The organism is Streptomyces sp. NPDC050548 (assembly GCF_044457385.1).
GTDB lineage: Bacteria > Actinomycetota > Actinomycetes > Streptomycetales > Streptomycetaceae > Streptomyces.
This window is the reverse complement of the sequence record NZ_JBITGV010000006.1, coordinates 180229-197704: the sequence shown is the minus strand read 5'-3', so window position 1 is coordinate 197704 and position 17476 is coordinate 180229. Positions and strand designations below refer to the sequence as shown.

General features: G+C 70.0%; 16 protein-coding genes and 1 pseudogene. 9 read left to right on the top strand and 8 right to left on the bottom strand.

Translation table 11 applies throughout. The features are described 5' to 3' along the window. The 3 genes and pseudogenes from ACIBJH_RS18875 to ACIBJH_RS18865 form a co-directional block, all read right to left on the bottom strand. A pseudogene (locus tag ACIBJH_RS18875) lies at positions 1-594 on the bottom strand (FAD-dependent oxidoreductase); the annotation flags it as partial. Positions 595-662: 68 nt separating this feature from the next. Then, entirely contained in the window at positions 663-1433 is a 771-nt protein-coding gene (locus ACIBJH_RS18870) for a hypothetical protein (protein ID WP_399117960.1), read from the bottom strand. A 186-nt stretch (positions 1434-1619) separates the two neighbouring features. After that, complete coding sequence (locus tag ACIBJH_RS18865) at positions 1620-2819, bottom strand: ROK family protein (RefSeq protein WP_399117959.1); 1200 nt, start codon at positions 2817-2819, stop codon at positions 1620-1622. 56 nt (positions 2820-2875) lie between these two features. Between ACIBJH_RS18865 and ACIBJH_RS18860 the strand changes: the two genes are divergently transcribed. From ACIBJH_RS18860 to ACIBJH_RS18850, 3 genes are all read left to right on the top strand, one after another. Next, positions 2876-3961 (top strand): Gfo/Idh/MocA family oxidoreductase, encoded by a 1086-nt coding sequence (locus tag ACIBJH_RS18860; protein ID WP_399117958.1) that lies wholly within the window; start codon positions 2876-2878, stop codon positions 3959-3961. Continuing rightward, entirely contained in the window at positions 3958-4464 is a 507-nt protein-coding gene (locus ACIBJH_RS18855) for a heme-degrading domain-containing protein (protein ID WP_399117957.1), read from the top strand. The genes ACIBJH_RS18860 and ACIBJH_RS18855 overlap by 4 nt, the downstream gene beginning before the upstream one ends. Positions 4465-4534: 70 nt before the next feature. Next, a complete protein-coding gene (locus ACIBJH_RS18850) occupies positions 4535-5401 on the top strand; it encodes an LLM class F420-dependent oxidoreductase (RefSeq protein WP_399117956.1) in 867 nt (288 codons plus the stop codon). Positions 5402-5411: 10 nt separating this feature from the next. On the opposite strand, the gene ACIBJH_RS18845 is transcribed toward ACIBJH_RS18850, so the two are convergent. Further along, positions 5412-6269, bottom strand: a complete 858-nt coding sequence (locus ACIBJH_RS18845; protein WP_399117955.1) for a fumarylacetoacetate hydrolase family protein — start codon at positions 6267-6269, stop codon at positions 5412-5414. A gap of 130 nt (positions 6270-6399) precedes the next feature. Further along, positions 6400-6936 (bottom strand): winged helix-turn-helix transcriptional regulator, encoded by a 537-nt coding sequence (locus tag ACIBJH_RS18840; protein ID WP_399117954.1) that lies wholly within the window; start codon positions 6934-6936, stop codon positions 6400-6402. Positions 6937-7004: 68 nt separating this feature from the next. Between ACIBJH_RS18840 and ACIBJH_RS18835 the strand changes: the two genes are divergently transcribed. Then, complete coding sequence (locus ACIBJH_RS18835; RefSeq protein WP_399117953.1) at positions 7005-8414, top strand: MFS transporter; 1410 nt, start codon at positions 7005-7007, stop codon at positions 8412-8414. 25 nt (positions 8415-8439) lie between these two features. Here the strand turns inward: ACIBJH_RS18835 and ACIBJH_RS18830 are convergent, their stop codons facing one another. The 3 genes from ACIBJH_RS18830 to ACIBJH_RS18820 all read right to left on the bottom strand — a co-directional run bounded on the left by ACIBJH_RS18830 (position 8440) and on the right by ACIBJH_RS18820 (position 11177). Beyond that, positions 8440-9546 carry a CU044_5270 family protein gene (locus tag ACIBJH_RS18830; RefSeq protein WP_399117952.1) on the bottom strand — a complete coding sequence of 369 codons (1107 nt, stop codon included), beginning with the start codon at positions 9544-9546 and terminating at the stop codon, positions 8440-8442. Then, entirely contained in the window at positions 9543-10154 is a 612-nt protein-coding gene (locus ACIBJH_RS18825; protein ID WP_399117951.1) for an RNA polymerase sigma factor, read from the bottom strand. Before ACIBJH_RS18825 ends, ACIBJH_RS18830 begins: the two co-directional genes overlap by 4 nt. A gap of 231 nt (positions 10155-10385) precedes the next feature. Next, a complete protein-coding gene (locus tag ACIBJH_RS18820; RefSeq protein ID WP_399117950.1) occupies positions 10386-11177 on the bottom strand; it encodes a class E sortase in 792 nt (263 codons plus the stop codon). A gap of 250 nt (positions 11178-11427) precedes the next feature. Between ACIBJH_RS18820 and ACIBJH_RS18815 the strand changes: the two genes are divergently transcribed. From ACIBJH_RS18815 to ACIBJH_RS18795, 5 genes are all read left to right on the top strand, one after another. Further along, entirely contained in the window at positions 11428-12903 is a 1476-nt protein-coding gene (locus ACIBJH_RS18815; RefSeq protein WP_399117949.1) for a beta-1,6-galactanase, read from the top strand. A gap of 35 nt (positions 12904-12938) precedes the next feature. Continuing rightward, on the top strand, positions 12939-14135 hold the full coding sequence (locus tag ACIBJH_RS18810; RefSeq protein ID WP_399117948.1) for an MFS transporter: 1197 nt from the start codon (positions 12939-12941) through the stop codon (positions 14133-14135). A 165-nt stretch (positions 14136-14300) separates the two neighbouring features. Beyond that, complete coding sequence (locus ACIBJH_RS18805; protein ID WP_399117947.1) at positions 14301-15317, top strand: SEC-C metal-binding domain-containing protein; 1017 nt, start codon at positions 14301-14303, stop codon at positions 15315-15317. Positions 15318-15472: 155 nt separating this feature from the next. Beyond that, positions 15473-16441 carry a NaeI family type II restriction endonuclease gene (locus ACIBJH_RS18800; RefSeq protein ID WP_399117946.1) on the top strand — a complete coding sequence of 323 codons (969 nt, stop codon included), beginning with the start codon at positions 15473-15475 and terminating at the stop codon, positions 16439-16441. A gap of 50 nt (positions 16442-16491) precedes the next feature. After that, positions 16492-17466, top strand: coding sequence for a hypothetical protein (locus tag ACIBJH_RS18795; RefSeq protein ID WP_399117945.1), 975 nt, complete (start codon positions 16492-16494; stop codon positions 17464-17466). The last annotated feature ends 10 nt before the right edge of the window (positions 17467-17476 follow it).

Below are 17476 nucleotides of genomic sequence, written 5' to 3'. Positions count from 1 at the left end.
TCACCAATTCAGTTCGTTCGCGGTGGTCTCGGCGATCGCCGGGGAGCAGGGCATGCCGCGTCCGCCGGGGCCGGTGACCAACCACACGCCGTCGCGCACCTGTTGGCGGTGGACGACCCGGGCGGGGTCGGTGCACTGGGCGTACACGCCGGCCCAGCGGCGGCGGATCTTCGGGAGGGGGCGGCCCAGCAGTGACTCGACGACCTCGGCGAGGTGGTCGTAGGGGTCCTCGACGGTGTCGAAGGCGAAGGGGTGCTCGTACTCGTGGGTGTCGCCGATGGTCAGTCCGCCGTCCGCGCGCTGCACCATGAGGAGTTGCATGGCGTGCGCGGCCGCGGTGGGCAACTGCGGTTGCCTGTCGTTGAGTTGGTCGAGGGCGGGGCCGCGGTAGGCGGGGTAGTAGCGGAAGCTGTCCGCGTCGGCGACCGAGGTGGGGAGGGGTTCGCCGAGCGGGTCGGTCTGCATCATCTGCAACCGGACGCGGCGGACGGGGAGTTGGGGTCCGGCGAGTTAGCGGACGAGTCCGCCGAGCCAGGCGCCCGTGCACAGGATCACCGCGTCGGCGGGGTGCACGTCGCCGTGGTCGTCGCGCACGGGGGCGCCGGGGGCCTGGTCGTTCGGGTAGTCCACGCGGAGATGGTCGCAGAAACGGCGTTCCGCGTTTATCGGCGCCTCCGGGCCAGCAGCAGGGCGCCGGTGGTGACGAGGAGGACGGAGGTGGCGGCGAGGACGAGGTGGGCGGTGCCGATTCCGGTGCGGGCCAGTTCGTCGGTGAAGGAGAGGTCCTCGGCGGGTGGGGTCGTGGCGGGGGGCGCAGTGGGGGCGGTGGGTGTGCCGACTCCCGGGGCTGCCGCTTCGACGTCGAAGCGGTAGTCGTTCGACTGGCCGATCCAGTCGCCATCGTCGGCATGGCGTTGTACGACGGCCGCGTTGGCGGTGATCTCGTTCGGTCCGGTGTCCGGGGTGAGCGCGAGGCGCACCTTGACGGTGAGGGTCTTGCCGGGGTCGACGGTGAAGCCCGGGAAGCCGTCGTCGAAGGCGCCGACGAGTTCGGCCTCGTCGGTCGGGGCGAAGCGGACGGGGTGCGGGCGCGGGCCGGTGCCGTCGTAGAAGTCGAGTCTGGGCTGGGCGGGCTTCAGGGCGCGCCGCTGGTCGACGAGGACGACGACCGGGTGGATCGCGGTGCAGCGGCGGGCGGTGGTGTTGGTGAGGTCGAGGTACCAGGTGCCGTAGCCGCCGCCGGCCTCGTAGGTGTCGGGGCCGTCGTGGATGCGGGTGGTGAGGGGGAAGGCGCGGGCGCCGGTGGCGGCGCAGCCGGGGGTGGTGTCGGCCGCGTGGGCCGGTGGGGCGGTGACGAGGAGGGGGGCGGCTGCGGCGAGGCAGAGGGACAGGGGTGTGCGCAGTGGGGTGCGCGGTCTCAGGGGCAGTCGCATAAGCACATGAGCGTGCCGGAGACGGGGGCCGATGGAGGGTGACGCGGCCGTCGGTGTGCCTCGAACGGGCGCGGATTTGTGCCTCGATCGGGCGCGGCGGGACCCCTGTCCCGAGAAAGTGTCACAGTTCGCGGGGAAAGTGACACACTTTTTCAGAGCACCTCCCCCGCCGGACAGCCGGAGGGCCTACCCGTCCGCCCGCCCGAACAACGGTCCGAGCAGCAGCTGCGCCGCCCCCTCCGCGACACCCCGCGCCCCGCCGGAGGCGACCCGCACCGGTACGGCGGCCTCGCCCGCGCCCTCGCGCCGGGCGCGCTCATCGAGGACGGCGGCGACTCCGCGCACGAAGGGCTCCGGGTCGGCGGCTACGGTACGGCCGCCCAGCAGCACGAGGTCGATGTCGAGCAGTCCCACGAGGTTCGCGGCCCCCGCGCCCAGCACCCGCGCCGCCTCGGTCACATCGCCGCGCGCTACGGCGGCCAGGCACAGGACCTCGATACAGCCCCGGTTCCCGCAGTCGCAGGGCGGCCCGTCCAGCTGGATGACCTGGTGCCCGAACTCCCCGGCCCCGGTCCGCGCCCCCCGGTGCACACCCCCGCCGATCACCAGCCCGGCGCCGAGCCCCGTACCGAGATGCAGATAGGCGAAGGCCCCGCCCTCCCCGGCGACGGCCAGCCCGAGCGCGGCGGCGTTCGTGTCCTTGTCGACGACGACCGGCGCCCCGAGCCGCGCCCCGAGCGCGTCCCGCAGCGGAAACCCGTCCCACTCGGGGAATCCGGTGACGCGATGCAGCACACCGTGGAGGTGATCGAGAGGACCGGGCAGGGCCACGCCGACGCCGAGCAGGTGACCGCGGGCGGCGAGCGCGGCAGGCCCGAGGCGCGCGGGCGGGGCGGACGCGAGGCGCGCGGGGCCGCCGTCCCCCGCCTCCCTCACCAGCGCCTCGACCTCCCGGGCCACCCCCTCCACGACCACCGCGGCACCCGCCCCCAGATCCAGCGGAGCGCCGCGCTCCCCGACCACCGTCCCGGTGAGATCGACGAGGACGACCCGCAGTTCGTCCCGGTCCAGGTGCACACCGACCGCGTGGCCGGCCTCCGGGACCAGGCGCAGCACCGTGCGCGGTTTGCCACCGGTGGAGGCCCGGCGCCCGGCCTCCGTGACAAGGCCGGGCTCCCGCAGCCGGGCCGTGATCTTGCTGACGGCCTGGGGGGTGAGCCCGGTGCTGTCGGCGAGTTCGAGACGGCTGATCCCGTCCGGACCGGCGGTCCGCAGCAGGTCGAGCACCAGCGCGGTGTTGTGACTGCGCACGGCGAGCAGATTCGCACCCACCGCACCCGGTCCGCCCGTCGACCCGGTTCCACTCCCGCTCCGCGCACTGTTCACTCCCCCATTCTCCCCACCACTTGCACTTTGGCAACAGCGTTGCGAAAGTGGAGGGCATGACTGGACGCACCACTCGCACACCCCTCCGCGTCGGCCTCGTCGGCTACGGCCTCGCGGGCTCCGTCTTCCACGCCCCGCTGATCGCCGCCACCGAGGGCCTCGCCCTGGACACGGTCGTCACCTCGAACCCGGAGCGGCAGGACCAGGCCCGCGCCGAGTTCCCCGACGTCCGCATCGCCGCGTCCCCGGACGAACTCCTGGACCGCGCCGCCGAGTTGGACCTCATCGTCATCGCGTCGCCGAACAAGACGCACGTGGCGCTCGCGACGGCGGCCCTGAAGGCCGGCCTGCCGGTCGTCGTGGACAAGCCGATCGCCGGCACGGCAGCCGAGGCCCGCGAACTCGCAGCCCTCGCCGAGCAGCACGGCCTCCTCCTCTCCGTCTTCCAGAACCGCCGCTGGGACAACGACTTCCTGACCCTCCGCAAGCTCCTGGCCGAGGGCGAGCTGGGCGACGTATGGCGCTTCGAGTCCCGTTTCGAGCGCTGGCGCCCGCAGCCCAAGGGCGGCTGGCGCGAGTCCGGCGACCCGGCAGAGATCGGAGGTCTCCTCTACGACCTCGGCAGCCACGTCGTCGACCAGGCACTCACGCTCTTCGGACCCGTGACCTCCGTGTACGCGGAGTCGGACATCCGCAGGCCGGGCGCGGAGACGGACGACGACACGTTCATCGCGCTGACCCACGCGAACGGCGTCCGCTCACACCTCTACGTCTCCGCGACCACCGCCCAACTCGGCCCGCGCTTCCGCGTGCTGGGCTCCAAGGCGGGCTACGTCAAGTACGGCCTCGACCCCCAGGAGGCGGACCTGCGGGACGGCAGGCGCCCTGGCGCGACGGACGGCTGGGGCCAGGAGCCCGAGTCGCTCTACGGCCGTGTCGGCTCGGGCGAATCCCCCCTCACCGGCGGTGGCCGCCCCGAACCCACCCTCCCCGGTGACTACCCCGCGTACTACGCGGCCGTCGCCGCCGCCCTCCGCGACGGCGCCCCCAACCCGGTGACCGCCCTGGAGGCGGCTGCCGCCCTCGACGTACTGGAAGCCGCGCGCCGCAGCGCCCGCGACGGAGTGACGGTGACCCTGTGACCCAGCACAAGCCCGCGATCACCCAGCGGATCGCCCCCGAGATCACCCCGACGGTCGAGGAACTCGAAGCGCAGGAACGCCGGTTGGTGTTCCAGCACTTCACCCACGACGACGCCTGGCGGCTCGGCTCCCTCCTCGTGGAACTCGCCCAGGAGAGCCAGGCCCCGGTCGCCATCGACATCCGCCGCGCCGGCCAGCAGCTCTTCCACGCGGCCCTGCCGGGCTCGACCCCCGACAACGACGCGTGGATCGACCGCAAGCGCAGGGTGGTCGAGCGCTTCGGCGCCGCCTCCTACCTGGTCGGCACCCGCTTCCGCGCCAAGGGCAGCACCTTCGAGGACTCCTCCCGCCTCGACCCCGATGAGTACGCGGCCCACGGCGGCTCGTTCCCGATCAGGGTCGAGGGCGTGGGCGTCATCGGCACGGTGACGGTGAGCGGCCTCCCGCAACTGCAGGACCACCGGTTCGTGGTGGCGGCGCTGGAGCAGTTCCTGGGCGAGTGACGGAATGAACCGGTGGCTCCCTCCGGTTGGGACTCTCCGACACGTCCGACACCGAAGGGAACGGAAACCGATGAGCAGCACCCTGAAGGAAACGGTCGGCCGGTACGGCATCTGGAGCGTGGGGCTGCGTTCCGAAGAGCCGTCCCGGCAGGGCGAGTTGGCGGAGGCCGCGGCCGAGCTGGAGCAACTCGGTTACGGCGCGGTCTGGTTGGGCGGCAGCAGCGCCGCCCGCAACGCCGTACCGCTCATCGAGGCGACGTCACGGATCGTCTTCGGGACGAGCATCCAGAGCATCTGGCAGTACCCGGCGGCCGAGAGCGCGGCGAGCTTCGCGGAGCTGGAGGCGGCCCACCCCGGCCGCTTCCTGCTCGGCCTCGGGGTGGCCCACGCCAAGAACACGGCCGAGTACCGCCGCCCGTACTCGGCCATGGTCACCTATCTGGACGCCCTGGACACGGCAGGCGTACCCGCCGACCGCCGTCTCCTCGCCGCGCTCGGCCCGAGGACGATCGAACTGGCCCGGGACCACGCGGCCGGCTCGATCCCCTACCTGGTCACCCCGGAGCACACGGCACTCTCCCGCGAGATCCTGGGCGAAACCCCGCTGCTGGCCCCGGAGTTGAAGGTGGTCCTGGAGACGGACCCGACCCGCGCCCGCACCCTGGCCCGCGAGGCCCTCGCCCCCTACCTCGCGCTCCCGAACTACACCGGCAACTTCCTGCGCAACGGCTTCGCCGAGGACGACATCACGGACGGCGGCAGCGACCGCCTGGTCGACGCGGTGTTCGCGTGGGGCGACGAGGCGTCGGTCCGGGCCAGGATCGACGCCTTCCTCGACGCGGGCGCGGACCACGTGGCGCTCCAGGTGGTCGACGGAGCCTCACGCGAGTCCCTCCCGCGTGAGGCCTGGCGCAGGCTGGCTTCTCTACTGGCGTGAGTGAGGACGCCTAGGCGTCCTTGAACTCCTGCCGCTGCCTGCCCAGGCCCGAGATCTCCAGCTCCACCACATCCCCGGCCCGCAGGAACGGCTTCGGCTCCGGCTGCCCCAGCGCGACCCCCGCCGGCGTACCGGTGTTGATGACATCCCCGGGGTACAAGGTCATGAACTGGCTGACGTACCGCACCACTTCGGCGACCGGGAAGATCTGCTCGGCGGTCGTCCCGTCCTGCTTCAGCTCACCGTTGACCCACAACTTCAGCGAGAGCGCCTGCGGATCCGCCACCTCGTCCGCCGTCACCAGCCACGGGCCCAACGGGTTGAACGTCTCGCAGTTCTTCCCCTTGTCCCAGGTCCCGCCCCGCTCGATCTGGAACTCCCGCTCGGACACGTCGTGCGCGACCGCGTACCCCGCGACATGCGCGAGCGCCTCCTCGTGGGAGTCCAGGTAGCGGGCGGTACGGCCGATGACGACGGCGAGTTCGACCTCCCAGTCGGTCTTCACCGACTTGCGCGGGACGAGCACGGTGTCGTAGGGCCCGACGACCGTGTCCGCCGCCTTGAAGAAGACGACCGGCTCGGCGGGCGGCTCGGCGCCGGTCTCGCGGGCGTGGTCGTGGTAGTTCAGCCCGATGCACACGACCTTGCCGATCCGCGCCAGCGGCGGCCCGACCCGCAGCCCGTCGGCGTCCAGCACGGGCAGCGCCCCCGCGTCGGCCGCCGCCCGGATCCGGCCGAGCGCGGCACTGTCGGCGAGCAGCGGTCCGTCGATGTCCGGGACGATGCCGGACAGGTCCCGCAGGACCCCCTCGGCGTCGAGCAGCGCGGGCCGCTCCGCCCCCGCAGTACCGACTCGCAGCAGCTTCATCTTCACCATCTCCATCGATCGCGCGGACCGTCGACCGATGGGTGCAGCCATCGGATGACTGGTCGATCCTCCGATCTCAAGGTCCAGTCCGCAATACCCGGTTCACGGACTGGACCGTGAACACCGCCCCCTACCGCCCCGCTGTCGGGTCGGACTCGAACGGCTGGAGCAGTCGGCGCGGCTTGAGGAGGGCGCGGCTGATGTGGTCCGTCGGGTTCGGGTCGAGGCCGGGGCCCGGGTCCACGAGGACGTCGGGGACGGGGACGATGACCGCGCAGCGCGGGCACTCGCCGTACAGGCCGAGTTCGGTGCCGCAGTCGGCGTGCCGGAAGTAGCGCAGCTGGGGTTCGTCGAACTGCTCGCGGCCCCAGCGGCCGAGCGAGCGCACCGTCGGCCAGAGGGCGAGCGCGCGGTCCGTGGGGACGTACTCGTCGCGCGGGGGCGACTCCTGATAGCGGCGTTTTTCGAGGATGCCCTCGGCGGTGAGCGCCTGGAGGCGGGCGGCGAGAACCGCGCGCGGGATGCCGAGGTGGGCGAGGAAGTCGTTGTAGCGCCGGACGCCGTAGAGGGCGTCGCGGATGACGAGCAGCGTCCAGCGCTCGCCGACCACCTCCAGTGCCCGGGCGATCGAGCACTCCTGCGTCGCGTAGTCCTTGCCCAGTGCCATGCCGACCACCTTAGCCATTTTCCGACTCAAGGTTCAATGAACGAACCCACAGTGCTACGGTACTCCTCATGACTAGGTTCAGTGAACGAACCCTCTCCCGGGTTTCCGCTCCGGTTTCCGAAAAGCCCGAGGTCACCGAGGCCGGCCCGCCCCGCCCCCGCGCCACCCTCGCCCTGACCAGCGCGGCCACCGCCGTAGCGCTCATGACGTACACCGCGCCGATGGTCACGCTCCCCGACATCGCCGCCGCCCTGCACACCCCGCTCTCCGCCCAGGCCTGGCTGCTGAACGGCACCCCGCTCGGCCTCGCCGCGCTGCTCCTGGTCGCCGGCAGCCTCGCCGACGACTACGGCCGCCGCCGCATCTTCCTCGCCGGCACCTTCGCGCTCGGCATCACCACCGCGCTCTCCGCACTCACCTCCTCGACCCTGCTGTTCACCCTGACCCGCATCGCCCAGGGCGCCTCCAGCGCGGCACTGCTCGCCAGCAGCCTGGGCCTGATCGTGCACGCCTTCCCGACCCCGCGCGGCCGGCTGCACGCGACCGGCGTGTGGGGCGCGTTCGTCAGCGGCGGCATAGCGGTCGGCCCCCTGGTGACGGGCGCACTGCCCGACTGGCGCCTCGCCTACGTCGCCCTCGGCGCCGCCGCCCTGATCGTGGCCGCGCTGGGCGTCCGTACCCTCTCCGAGTCCCGCGCGCCCCGAGGCGGCCGCCCCGACCTGGCCGGAGCCGTCACCTTCGGCCTGGCCCTGGTCGCCCTCGTGGCCGCACTCACCCTCGGCCGCGACGGCTGGCTGCGCGCCCCGGTGGGCCTGCTCTTGCTGGCGGCCGTACTGCTCGTCGGCGTCTTCGCCCTCGTCGAACGCCGGGGTACGACCCCGATGATCGACCTGAGCCTGCTGCGCCACCGCCCCTTCCTGGCCTCCTCGGCGGGCGGACTGTTCACGGGCTTCGCGGTGATCGGCCTGTTCAGCTTCCTGCCGGCGCTGTTGCAACAGACGCTGGGGCTGTCGGCGATCGACACGGCCTGGCTGTTCCTCCTCTGGTCCGGCCTGTCCTTCACGGTCGCCCTCCAGGCCCGCCGTCTCGCCGGCCGCGTCTCCTCCCGGCACCAACTCGCCCTGGGATTCCTGCTCCACGCGGCCGGCGTCCTGACCATGCTCGGCGCGCTCGACTCCGGTTCCTGGACCCGGTTGCTGCCGGGCCTGGTGATCGCCGGGGTGGGCAGCGGCCTGCTGAACGCCGCGCTGCCGCTGCTGTCCGTGGAATCCGTACCGGCCGCCCGGGCCGCGATGGGCTCCGGCGCCCAGCAGACCTTCCGCTACATCGGCTCGTGCGCGGGCGTCGCGCTGACGATCGCGATCGCCACATCGGCGGGCAGCGGTCTCGCGCGCGGCGCGGACATCGCGATGGTGGTGTCGGCGGGACTCGCGGTACTGGCGGCGGGGAGTGTGGTCGGGTTGCGGGAGCGGGTGTGAGCCCCCGCCGAGGGTGCGTGGCTCATCAGGGCCGCTCCCCCGGCTTGTCCACGACGCCCCACGCGGCCCGGGCCGTGATCATCACGTCGGGATCCGTGCCGGGCGCGGGCGAGGCCGAGGCGTACGGGCCCTGAGCATCCTTGGCCCACTCGGGGATCTCGACCGGCGCGGCGTGCCTGGACTCCCCCAGGTACACGTACGTCTCCGGGTCGAAGAACAGCTCCTGCTTGCCCTGCCAGCCCGAGCCGGTGGCCTTGGCGTACGTCACGGTCACCCCGATCGCCGCCCGCCCGATGGGGTCCTCGATCCCCTTCTCCACCCGGGCACCCGGGATCTTCGCGAGCGCCCGGAACAGGCCCGCCTGCGCGTTCGGCGGGATCAGCACGGAACGGTAGAGGACGTCGATCTCCCGCCAGTCGCGCTGCGCCGTGGTCTCCCCCTTGATGTCACCGAGCGCGTGCTCCTTGCGGATGGCGGCCATCATGCGGTCGGGATCGCTCGGGAGTGTCGCCAGGAAGCGGTAGAACTGGCGCTGGGACCGGTCGTCGTAGCCCTCCTTCTTCCACTTCTCCTCCTGGTTGGGGAAGTACCGGACCTGGACCTTGTTCGGGTCGAAGTCCGACGTGTCCCCCACGCCCGGGACTCCGGGCAGTTGGGCGGCGCCCGTGCCGTCCCAGCGGGTCCAGTGCTCCGCGCTCCGGGGCGTCCCCTCGTCGAAGGACGTGGTCTTCTCGTAGACCCACTGCTTCGGACCGGGCTCGGTCGCGCCGAGCTTCTCCACGGTGGCGGCGGCCAGTTCGAGGGTGTCGGCGGAGGCCTGCGCGGAGAGCAGCCGGCGGCCGGCGGGGGTAGTGGTGGTGGCGCGGGCGGTACCCGCGGCGTCGTCGTCGGAGAGGGTCGCCACGAGCCCGCCCGTCACGACGAGCCCCGTGGCCGCCGCGGCGGTCATCAGGACGAACCTGCGGCGGGGCAGCGAGACCGGGGCGGGCCGTTCGGCGCCGGCCGCCTCCTGCCGGAACGCCTCGGTGAGCAGGGCCCGTTGGGGCGCGAGACGGTCGCTGTCGGGCAGCGGCACGTCCGCGCGCAGGGGGATGTCGACACGCAGGGCACGTGCGTCGGCGGGCTCGTTCATGCGGGATCACCTTCCGGTGCGTGCGGTGCGTGCGGTGCGAGGGCTTCGAGCGGTCGGGCGGCTTCGCCGGGCCCGTCGAACGGGCTGTACGGCGCCGTCGTCGCGCGGAGTTTCCGGCGGGCCCGGTTGAGCCGGGAGCGGACGGTGCCGACGGGGATGTCGAGGGCCTCGGCGATCTCCTGGTAGGTGAAGTCGGCCCAGGCGAACAGCAGCAGCGCGTGCCGGTCCCCCTCCGAGAGCGCGGCCAGCGCCTTGGCCAGCGGCCGGGAGGCGGCCTGCGCGGTGACCCGGTCGTCGGCGGAGTCGGTCCAGGTCTCGGCCACCGGATCGTGACCGGTACGGGCCAGCAGCTTCAGCGCCCTGACCTCCTCACGGCGGTGCCGGCTGATCAGCTTGGCCGCGATGCCGTGCAGCCAGGGGCGGACACCGGCCCGCCCGCTGTCGTAACGGGCCCTGATCCGGAAGGCCGTCAGAAAGGTCTCGGCGGTGACGTCGTCGGCCGCGTCCCGGCCGAGGCGCCGGGCGACGTACTGGTGGATGGTGGGCGCGTGCCGGTCGAACAGCACGGCGAAACGCTCGGGTTCGTCGAGCGAGGCGGCGACGAGCACGGCGTCCGCCGGTCCGGGGTCGCTTCTTGGGTCGCTTCTTGGGTCGCTTCTTGGGTCACTGCTTGGGCCACTGCTTGGGTCGCTGCGTGTGTCACTGCTTGGGTCACCGCTTGGAGAGGAACGGCACAGTGCATCGGAATCGGTCATGGACGGTCCGTGTCGTCGGAGGAAAGGGACGGCGTTCACCCTGTACTTGCCGACTGACCGGGATCGGGTTCACGGCCCCCAGTGTCACGTGCGCGGTCGCGTGGACGTGAGCGTGCCCCACACCGCCATGCGGTACCGGGACGTGAACTCCGGGGTGCAGGTGGTGAGGGTGATGTAGTGGCCGGGCGTGCTGTAGCCGTAGGACGGCTTGACGGTCGAGCGCGGGATCGGCCGGATGACGCCGGAGTCGGCGGCGGAGGTCTGCGGCAGGATCTTGTCGACCGTGTAGGTGTAGACGGCCGTGCCGGTCTCGACCTGGACGGTGTCCTTGAGCCGCAGTCTCGGGAGATACCGGAAGGGTTCGCCGTGGGTGTTGCGATGCCCGGCGAGCGCGAAGTTCCCTTCCTGGCCCGGCTGTTGGGTGCCGGGGTAATGGCCGACGTACCCCTTGTTGAGCACATTCCGCTTGCTGACGCCTTCGGCGATCGGGACGCGGAGGTGGAGGCGGGGGATGGTGAGGACGGCGTAGGCCTGGGAGCGGCGAGGGGTGGTCGCGGACGATCCGGATCCGGTGGTGGTGCCGGTGGTCCGGTCCGAAGAACTGCCGTCGGCGGCATCCGTGCCGGCCGACGTCGATCCGTCCCCCGCCCCCGACCCCGACCCCGGACCTGCCTCCGTCGCCCATTGCCGTTCCAGCGCCTGCACTTGATGCTCCGCGCCCCGGCGGGCCTCCCGGTTGGTCCACCACAACTGCTGGACGACGAGAAGGAGCAGGACGACCCCGGCGGTGACGAGCAACTCGCCGCCGGTCCACAGGGCGCGTCGGCGCAGCGCACGGCGTCGACGGCTGTGCTGCTGCACGACGGGGACCCGCATGGGCGGCACGATAAGGGCGGGTTCTCCAACTCACCAGACCCATGACTCCTGTTGGACTCCTGTTGGGCTCCTGTTGGGCTCCTGCTGTCGGCGGAGGCGCCCGTTCGATCCTTCGTACACGGGTTTTAGAAAGGGGTGTCACAACCCTCGACAACCCCACGCACCACACCCGATGCTTCCTGGTGGCACGAGCCGGGGGGATGGCCGACGCCGGTAGGACGACCGGCGGTTGAGCGAATCGGGAGAAGAAATGATCCGACGCAGAACCCTGCTGGCCGCGGCGGGCGGTGGCCTCCTCGGCACCGCCCTGGCGACCGGTACCGCACGCGCCGACGCGACGATCGCGGTCAACCCGGCGACGAAGTACGGCACTTGGGAGGGCTGGGGCACCTCGCTCGCCTGGTGGGCGAACGTCTTCGGCGCCCGGGACGACTTCGCCGACATCTTCTTCACCACCAAGTCGACGACGTACAACGGCACTTCGCTCCCCGGCCTGGGCCTGAACATCGCCCGCTACAACCTCGGCGCGTGCAGCTGGAACACGGTGAACGGCGAGTCGATGGTCGCCTCCGCCAACATCCCCGCGTTCAAGCAGATCGAGGGCTACTGGCAGGACTGGAACAACGAGGACCCCACGTCCTCGGCATGGAAGTGGACGGCGGACGCGACCCAGCGCGCGATGCTGGTGAAGGCGACGGCACGAGGGGCGACCACCGAGCTCTTCGCCAACTCCCCCATGTGGTGGATGTGTTCGAACCACAACCCGTCGGGCGCCTCGGGCGGCGGCAACAACCTCCAGACCTGGAACTACCGCCAGCACGCCTCCCACCTCGCGTCCGTCGCCCTCTACGCGAAGAACAACTGGGGAGTGAACTTCGCGACGGTCGAGGCCTTCAACGAGCCCTCGTCGAGCTGGTGGACGGCGACCGGCACACAGGAGGGCTGCCACATGGACTCGACGGTCCAGGCGGCCGTACTGCCGTATGTCAGAAGCGAGTTGGACAGCCGCGGCCTGACAGGCACGAAGATCTCGGCGTCCGACGAGACGAGTTACGACCTGGCACGGACGACGTGGAGCGCCTTCAGCTCGACGACGAAGGGGTACGTGAACCGCGTCAACGTCCACGGCTACCAGGGCTCGGGCGGCCGTAGAGACCTGCTCTACACGGACGTGGTGACAACGTCGGGCAAGGCTCTCTGGAACTCCGAGACGGGCGACAGCGACTCCACAGGCCTGACGATGGCGAGCAACCTGCTCTACGACTTCCGCTGGCTGCATCCCACGGCATGGACGTACTGGCAGGTCATGGACCCGTCGTCCGGCTGGGCGATGATCGCGTACGACCAGAGCACGCTCACGGCCGGCGCGGTGCAGACGAAGTACTACGTGATGGCCCAGTTCAGCCGCCACATCCGCCCCGGCATGACGATCCTGGACACGGGCGTGAGCTACGCGGCGGCGGGCTACGACGCGTCGGCGAAGCGGTTGGTGATAGTGGCGGCGAACACAGGCTCGTCGTCGACGACTTTGACCTTCGACCTCTCCAAGTTCACGACGGTGGCGGGCGGTACGAGCGGCCTGGTCCCCCGCTGGAACACGGTGACGGGCGGCGGAGGCGACTTGTACACCTCCCACTCGGACACCTACCTCAGCGGCAAGACGGTGAGCGCGACGTTCGCGGCCGGGGCGGTGCAGACCTTGCAGATCGACGGGGTGGTGATCTGACCGCACAACCCGAACTCCGGTACGGCGGTGGGCAGTTGGGCCTACTGGCGCTGGCGCTCGGCGGTTTCGGAATCGGTCTGACCGAGTTCGTGATCGCCGGGCTGCTGCCGCAGGTCAGCCGCAGTCTGAACGTGTCGACGGCCGCGGCGGGTTGGCTGATCTCCGGCTACGCGCTGACGGTAGCGGTGGGCGCGATAGGGGTGACGGCGGCGACGGCAGGACTACCGCGCAAACCTGTCCTGGTCGGTCTGGTGGCCCTGTTCGTCGCAGGCAACCTGCTCTGCGCGATCGCCCCGAACTACCCGACCATGCTCCTGGGCCGCGTGGTGGCCGCCCTCTGCCACGGCACGTTCTTCGGCATCGGCTCCCTCGTCGCCCGCCGCCTGGTCCCACCCGAACGGGCGTCGCGGGCGGTCGCGATGATGTTCGCCGGCCTGACGGTGGCGAACGTACTCGGCGTCCCCTTCGGCGCCCTCGTCGGCGAACGGTGGGGCTGGCGGGCGACGTTCTGGGCGATCACGGCGACGGGGGCGGTGGCACTGGCGGCGATCGCGGTGCTGGTACCGGGCTGGGCGGGACGGGTGAGCGGAGGGGCAGGCGGCCTGAGGGCCCAACTCCGATCCTTCCGCTCGACCCAGGTATGGCTGACCCTGACGGCCACAGCCCTCGGCTACGGCGGCATGTTCGGCGCGTTCAGCTACCTCGCGTACACGTTCACCGAGGTCACGGGATTCTCGACGACGGATGTCGCCTGGCTCCTGGTGGTCTACGGCACGGGCTTGGTCGTAGGCAATATCGCGGGCGGCCGGGGCGCGGACCACAACAGGGACGTGACGCTGATCGTCTCGCTGATCGGGTTGGCGGCGACGCTGACGGCCTTCGGCCTGCTGGCGAGCAGCCGCCCGGCGTCGGTGATCCTGGTCTTCTTGTTGGGCGTGTTCGGGTTCGCGACGGTCCCGGGGATGATCACGCGGGTGACGGACGCGGCGGGCGGCGTACCCCTGGCCGCCAGCGCGAACGTCTCCGCGTCGAACGTGGGGAACGCGGTGGGGGCGTGGCTGGGGGGCCTGGTGATCAGTGCGGGGTGGGGGTATACGGGGCCGTTGTTCGTGGGGGCGGGGGTTGTGGGGGTGGGGGTGGGGGTCATGGGGTGGGCGGCTTGGGCGGCGAGGGCGGCAGGGGCAGCAGGGGCCACGGCGCCGACAGAGGACACGGTGGCGCAGCGGTCGTAAACCTGCTGGAAGCCCGGGAGCCACCCGGCGTTCCCGGTGGCCCGGCCTCCCCACGTCCGTCTCACACCTGTCCCTCACCTGTCCCACGTCTCGCTCACTGGCCGACCTGCGGATATCTCTCCCCTTGCCTCCATCTGCGCCGGCATCGGCAGTACCGTGTCGTTCATGCGCCCCGACACGCCCGCCGAGAACGTCGACCACTCCGCCGAAGCGGCCCGCCTGGAGCGGACGGCCGCCCGCTACCCCGAGGACGCCGAGGCCCTGCTCCTCCAGGCCGCGGCCCACCTGGAACTGGCCGGCGACCGCCCCGCCGCCACCACGCTCTACGACCGCCTGCTGTCGTCGCCGGACGACCTGGAGACCCCCCACCTGGTACGAGCCCTCAAGGCCTCGAACCTCTGGGAGTACGGCCACGAGGCCGAGGCCAGGGCGATCATCGACGGCGTCCGGGCAGCGTCCCCGCGCGATCCCGCGCCCTGGGTGATCGTCGCGGAGTCCCTGGAGTCCCACGACGAGCTGGAGGCGGCGCAGGAGACGTTCACGGAGGGCGTGACGTTGTTGCTGACCGACGTCCCTGAACCCCCGTACTCCACCCACCCGTTGCTGTTCGGCCGCCACCGGGTACGGCGGATGCTGGGCGCGTCCCACGACGAGTGGGACACGCTGGCGGATTCCTTGCACTCGTCGTCCGTCTCCTTGGACGAGCTGCACGACCCGAAGAGGGTGTGGTCGCTGGGCTCGGACAACCCGGCGGAACTTGAGGCCGAGATCTCGCGGCTACGAGCGGAACTGGGTGCGTTCCGGGAGGCGCTGTCCCGCCCGTTCCCGGTGGCCGTACTGCACTGGCCGGAGGGCGAGTTGGCGGAACTGGTGGGGGCGTATGCCTCACTGGCCGAGGAGTACCCGTCCCATGAGGAGCACCTGGCGACGATAGAGGCGTCGCTGAGGGAGCTGGCGGCGAGCGGCACGCCGAACCTCGGGATCGTGACGGGGACGGTGCCTTCTTATGAGGCGTTCGCGGCGTCGGAGGGGGCTTCGCCGGGGGACGTTGACTTGCTGCCGCAGTATGCGACGACGCTGGCGTCGCGGGGGCGGGCTGTGGTTTGGCCGCCGCAGCGGGGGGCTTCTTGTTGGTGTGGGTCGGGGCGGGGATATGGGGAGTGTCACGGCGAGGGCCAGTGAAAACGCAGGCCTGCCGTTGAACGACATCGAGCTGATGTGCTTGAAGGCAAAGCCTGACGCGTGAACGAGCCGCCATTTCAAACCCAGCTCCCCGCAGATACTGGGTTTCCTCAACATACCCAATACTGAAGTTAGTTCGCTTCAAGGGAGATCTCTTGCTGCCTATCGATTTCAACGCTGGAAAGAATCTCGCGTTAGTTGAAGAGCTGAAGCATGATTCTGAACTCCGTGTCGTTCATGCCGAATTGGCGGCCCAAGATCCATTCGGAGAACGGTTCGCCACGGTCCTACGGGACACTATCGATCAGCTCCTTAACGGCGAGATCACTGGGCGCTACGACTGGGCGGACCTCCTCAAAACCGAGCGGACTCACGCCGGGACACTGGTCGAGATCAACCTGCAACGCGAGTTCAGGTTCGCGGACGGTGAGGTCATGGACTACCAGATCGCCGGAATCGAGGTCGACTGCAAATACTCCCAGCGATTCGGTGGTTGGATGATCCCTCCGGAGGCCATGGGGCATCTCTGCTTGCTCGTCTGGGCAGATGACTACACGAGCCGATGGAGTGCAGGCTTCTTCCGCGTACGCGGCGAGTGGCTGAACCAAGGCAGCAACCGCGACGCCAAGCTCACCGTGAAAGCCGAACACCGCAACAAAATCCTCTGGCTCTGGCGCGACGCCGAACTCCCGGAAAATGTCTTGCTGCACATGGGTCCACAAGACCGCGATGCAGTCTTTGCATCAAAGTCCGGACAGCAGCGCCTCAACGAGCTCTTCCGGCGTGCCCAGCAACGCCGCATAGGACGCAATGTAGTGCGCACCGTGGCTCAGCAGAAGGACTACATGAAGAGGGTCCGGGGTAATGGCGGTTCTCGTTCAGCACTCCAGCCCGAAGGAATTCTCATCATGGGTGACTACGACAGTCACCGCGCCGTAGCGGAGCAACTCGGTATCGTGTCACCCCGCGAAGGAGAGTTCGTGAGCGTGCGGGTAGCCCAGGTACGTGAACATCATCGCGATCAGCCACGGGTAACTCTGGCCGACCGGGACTGGACTGTCGCAACGCAAGGTGATCCAGTGGAAACAGCCCCAGACTTGCCATCACACACTGCAGTTGCATAGCTCGGCATTCCATCGAACTGCCCATCACGGTCGAAGACTGAAAGAAGTTCATGCCGCTCCAACCTGCCAAGAAGGCGCTCGTCGAACAGTATCTCGGAGACCCTGCGGCGCTTAGCGCAGTATTCTTGGGGTTGTGCTGGAACGAGTCAAACTGCGCTTCCCAGGCTCAGATTGAGATAGAGAAGAACGAGGATCTGGCAGCAGCCTGCGAACGTCTTGAACTGGGATGGAATCCGGCCTGGTTGACAGAATCCGGCTTTTCCGTTTACGACTCCGATGGAACTTTCCTGACTGACGGCGGCTCCGCGCATGGACCCGTCCGTTGGGCACCTGCCGTACGCACGCATCGGCTGGACGACAAAGTGCCCGACACCGCCACGGGCCACAGACAACGACGACGCATCGCCGGCGAACTCGCCGTCCTGGCCCTCTGGATGCAGGCCGTAACTGAGCGAAACGTTAACGTCGACAGGCCTGTTGCACTGGACAGGAACTCAAGAGGCACCCTCTTCCGTGATCTGCTGATCCACTTCCTCCAGTGCAGCCTTCCGGAAGGCTGGCAAGTTCGGCATGAGGTTCCTCTGACTCACATCCGAGGACTGCACATGCGCCGGGACGTGGGAGACCGCAAGAGCGACATTCTCATCATCGACAGCGGGGGACGGCTCGTTGCGGCTCTGTCCTCGAAGTGGACATGGCGTTCCGACCGCGGCACAGAGGCCGCCCAGATGGTGCCACTCACTCGTTACCGACCCGATGTCCCCTATGCCATGGCAACTGCGGAATTCCCCCGCGCCGCGGGCGTAGCGCGAGAGAGTATCGAGGATCGCACCTATCACGTCTGCCCTGACTGGGTCGGATCCTGGATGGCAGTTAACGAACTCCCGGCTGGAAGTTCACCACTGGCTCAATGGCCGGACTTGGCTGCACTGAAGCAGGAAGGGATGTCCAGAGCACGTGCACTCGGGCTGAACGGCCTGGATGCCCTGGTGAAAGACCTTAAGAACAGCGGCACCATTCTGTAGCCGAGATAAG